Genomic DNA, 3482 nt, shown 5'->3' with positions numbered 1-3482 from the left:
TAGCTAAAAACAACATTATTCATCAGAATAAAGCAGCTAATTTACAGTCAAAGTTGACCAAGCACGTAGCTTCTTTATAAGAAATCAAATAATGGTCCGTTCGTCTAGGGGTTAGGACGCATGGTTTTCATCCATGTAACAGGGGTTCGATTCCCCTACGGACTACTAAAGCCTTACTGATATTCAGTAAGGCTTTTTTGGCGTTTGTTATTTTCTTATCATTGTTCTAATAATACATGGATAAATTTGGAGTATAAATATGTGATTGGTTTGATGTCGGGCACCTCTTTAGATGGTGTAGATCTTGTGTATACCCAATGGAATGGTGTTGGGGATGTGACCCTCTTAAAAGGAGAAACATTTCCTTATTCTGGTGAGTGGATTCGTGAACTGAGTACTGTGTCAGATTATCCAAGAGGGGATAAACAGTTGCACGATATCGATGTAAGGCTAGGTCAGTACTATGGTCATTTGGTGTCAGAATTCATTTCTAAGCATCACATAAACAAAGTTGATGCTATTGCCTCTCACGGTCACACCGTTCATCATCAACCCGAAATAGGATATACTTTGCAGATAGGTTCAGGCAAAGAAATCTTTAACCTTACGCGCATAAAAACAGTTTATAACTTCAGGGCGCAGGATGTATTTTTAGGGGGTCAAGGAGCACCTTTGGTTCCTGTAGGAGATCATTTGTTGTTTTCAGCATATGATTATTGTCTTAATTTGGGAGGTTTTTCTAATGTTTCTTATGATCATAATGGCGTTAGAAAAGCTTTTGATATCTGTCCGGTCAATACAGTGCTCAATTTTTACGCCCGTCATTTGGGATACGAATATGATAAAGGAGGTGTGCTATCAAGACAAGGCCATGTCTGTTCCCCATTGTTGTCAGCGTTGAATCATTTGCCTTTTTACAAACAAACCATTCCTAAGTCCTTGGGGGTAGAGTTTTTGAATCAAGAGGTTTATCCGCTCATGAAAAGCTATGGTCTTTCAGAAGTAGATTTGATGAGGACCTTTGTAGAGCATATTGCCAATCAAATTTCGAATACATTAAAAAAAGGAAAAGTACTTGTTACTGGTGGAGGGGCTTATCATGACTTTTTGATAGGTCGTATAAAAGAACTCAATCCAGATTTAGAGATTTTCATTCCTTCTGATGAACTAATTGAGTATAAAGAAGCGCTAATTTTTGCTTTGTTAGGAAAGTTGAGGCTAGCAAATGAAGTCAATTGTCTTGCCAGTGTTACTGGTGCTCGAAAAGATCATTCTTCGGGTGAGGTCTGTGGGTCATAATTTTTTTGTAAACATCTAACAATCAATAAGAATTGGCGTCTTGAGGGCTTTGTCTGGTTACAGTTGATGAATTTTCATAGGTAAAACTCCTCGTAAAACTTTTAAAATACTATTTTAGCTTTCAAGAATTTAAAAAATAAGATATAAAATGAAATATTTTCTAGGGTCAAGTCCGAAGTGGTTTAAACTTGTTATGATATTTTTCTTACTTGTGAACATACCGATTTCTATTTTTGTGCCCCACGTAGGAGCATGGTTGTTTATCGCAGAGTTTATATTCACCCTTGCAATGGCTTTAAAGTGTTACCCTCTACAGTCAGGTGGGTTGTTGGCGATTGAAATTATAGCATTAGGATTAACCTCTCCAGAAAGTGCATATCATGAAGTAGATCAGAATTTAGAAGTTGTATTGTTGTTGGTTTTTATGGTGGCAGGTATTTATTTTATGAAGCCGTTGCTGATGTATATTTTTAGTAAAATTTTCACTAAAATAAAATCAAAGATTGGTTTGTCTTTGTTGTTTGTGTTCTTGTCAGCTATATTATCGGCATTTCTAGATGCTTTGACCGTTACTGCTGTGTTGATTAGTGTTGCCGTTGGTTTCTATGGTGTTTATCAAAAGATCAACACCAGCGAAGAAAGTCATGATGCAATAGATAAAAAAGAGTTGACTGGAGAGACTTTAGAGCAATTTAGAAGTTTTTTGAGAAGTTTAATTATGCATGGAGTAGTTGGTACTGCTTTAGGGGGTGTTTGTACGCTGGTAGGAGAACCTCAAAACTTATTGATAGGTGAAAGATTAGGATGGGATTTTGTAGCATTCTTTTTAAAAATGGCACCGATTACCCTTCCAGTTTTGTTTTGTGGTTTGTTAACCACTGTGTTGTTAGAGGTCACAGGAACTTTTGGTTTTGGTGCTAAATTGCCTAGCATTGCAGATCAAATTATCCAGGGCTATACTCGTGAGGAAGATGCAAAGAGAACATCTCAAGAAAAATATGCGTTAAAAGTTCAGGCACTTGCTGCTATACTACTGATTTTAGGGTTGGCTTTACACATAGCGCCTGTTGGGTTTATTGGTTTGGCTCTAATTGTTTTTCAAACTGCATTTATTGGTATCACAGATGAGCACCAACTGGGGCACGCTTTTGAAGAAGCACTTCCTTTTACCGGATTGTTAGTTGTGTTTTTTGTTGTTGTGGCTATGATTCATGACCAACATTTATTTTCTCCGATCATTCATTGGGCACTTGATCAAAGTCCTGAATCACAGCCAGGATTGTTTTATTTGGCCAACGGATTCTTATCTGCGATTAGTGATAATGTTTTTGTTGCAACGGTTTATATTGGAGAGGTTCAAGCGGCTTTTAAAAATGGGATCATTGGAAGAGAGCAGTTCGAGCATTTGGCAATTGCGATCAATGCAGGTACCAATTTACCTAGTGTAGCCACTCCAAATGGTCAAGCTGCATTTTTGTTTTTATTGACCTCCGCATTGGCGCCTTTAATCAATTTGTCTTACGGAAAAATGGTAAAAATGGCTTTGCCTTATACTATAGTTTTAGGTGGGGTTGGGTATTTGATGGTTAGGGTGTTGTTGTAAAAAGGAACTCATTAGAAATAATGTTTTTTCTTGGTTTAGAAGACACCTTGCTAAAAATAAAACACAAAAAAAGCGATTTGACAATGCGGTCAAATCGCTTTTTACCTTCCAAGTATCTCTCTTACTGAGAAGGATTTTTGCCAACCTTATTTTTTGACAAAACGCCATTGTGTTTTTTGTTTCTCGGTGGTGGCTTCCAAAAGATAAACCCCTGGAGCAAGTTGTGAAACATCGATGTTGTGCTCTGTTCCTTTGCCCTTAGATTTTTTTATTTGTTTTCCGGTGAAGTCACGAATTGTATATGTTGCCTCCTTTGCTATTGAATTTTTTACGTGTATCGTAGTGGTTACTGGATTGGGATACACCGACAATGATTGTTGAGCAAAATTTCCGATGCTTAGGGTTGACGTATCAATTGTGCCATTGATTGCGTTGTTTCCTGCATAAACATTTCCTGATAAATCCGTTAAGCCACTATTGTCATGGTCTGTATCACCATATTGCATGCGGATTAGAAAGTTTTCATGTTCGGGCTCTGCAGCGATTTCAAAAATTAAGATTCTTTTGTTTTCTTCTCCCT

Annotated in this window: 3 protein-coding genes, 1 tRNA gene and 1 pseudogene; 4 read left to right on the top strand and 1 reads right to left on the bottom strand. The window is 37.4% G+C overall.

Annotation, left to right across the window (positions count from 1 at the left end; all coding sequences use genetic code 11):
• The 4 genes and pseudogenes from ABF281_RS02605 to nhaB form a co-directional block, all read left to right on the top strand.
• Positions 1-80 (top strand): annotated as a pseudogene (locus tag ABF281_RS02605) (30S ribosomal protein S20); the annotation flags it as partial.
• A gap of 13 nt (positions 81-93) precedes the next feature.
• Positions 94-165 (top strand) — tRNA-Glu (locus ABF281_RS02600).
• 81 nt (positions 166-246) lie between these two features.
• A complete protein-coding gene (locus ABF281_RS02595; protein ID WP_347180139.1) occupies positions 247-1299 on the top strand; it encodes an anhydro-N-acetylmuramic acid kinase in 1053 nt (350 codons plus the stop codon).
• A gap of 148 nt (positions 1300-1447) precedes the next feature.
• The gene (gene nhaB / locus ABF281_RS02590; protein ID WP_347180138.1) at positions 1448-2902 is read left to right on the top strand and encodes a sodium/proton antiporter NhaB; all 1455 of its coding nucleotides are present in this window, start codon (positions 1448-1450) and stop codon (positions 2900-2902) included.
• A gap of 146 nt (positions 2903-3048) precedes the next feature.
• Here the strand turns inward: nhaB and ABF281_RS02585 are convergent.
• The coding region (locus ABF281_RS02585; RefSeq protein ID WP_347180137.1) for a T9SS type A sorting domain-containing protein at positions 3049-3482 on the bottom strand (434 nt) is incomplete at its 5' end.

The sequence above is a fragment of the Wenyingzhuangia sp. genome, assembly GCF_039768515.1.
In the GTDB taxonomy this organism is placed as follows: Bacteria; Bacteroidota; Bacteroidia; order Flavobacteriales; family Flavobacteriaceae; genus Wenyingzhuangia.
Note: the sequence above shows the minus strand (reverse complement) of the source record. Positions and strands in the feature narration are given on the sequence as shown.

Excerpts from the sequence above, each read along its gene's own strand:
- nhaB (WP_347180138.1), top strand. The coding sequence starts at position 1,448 with ATGAAATATTTTCTAGGGTCAAGTCCGAAGTGGTTTAAACTTGTTATG.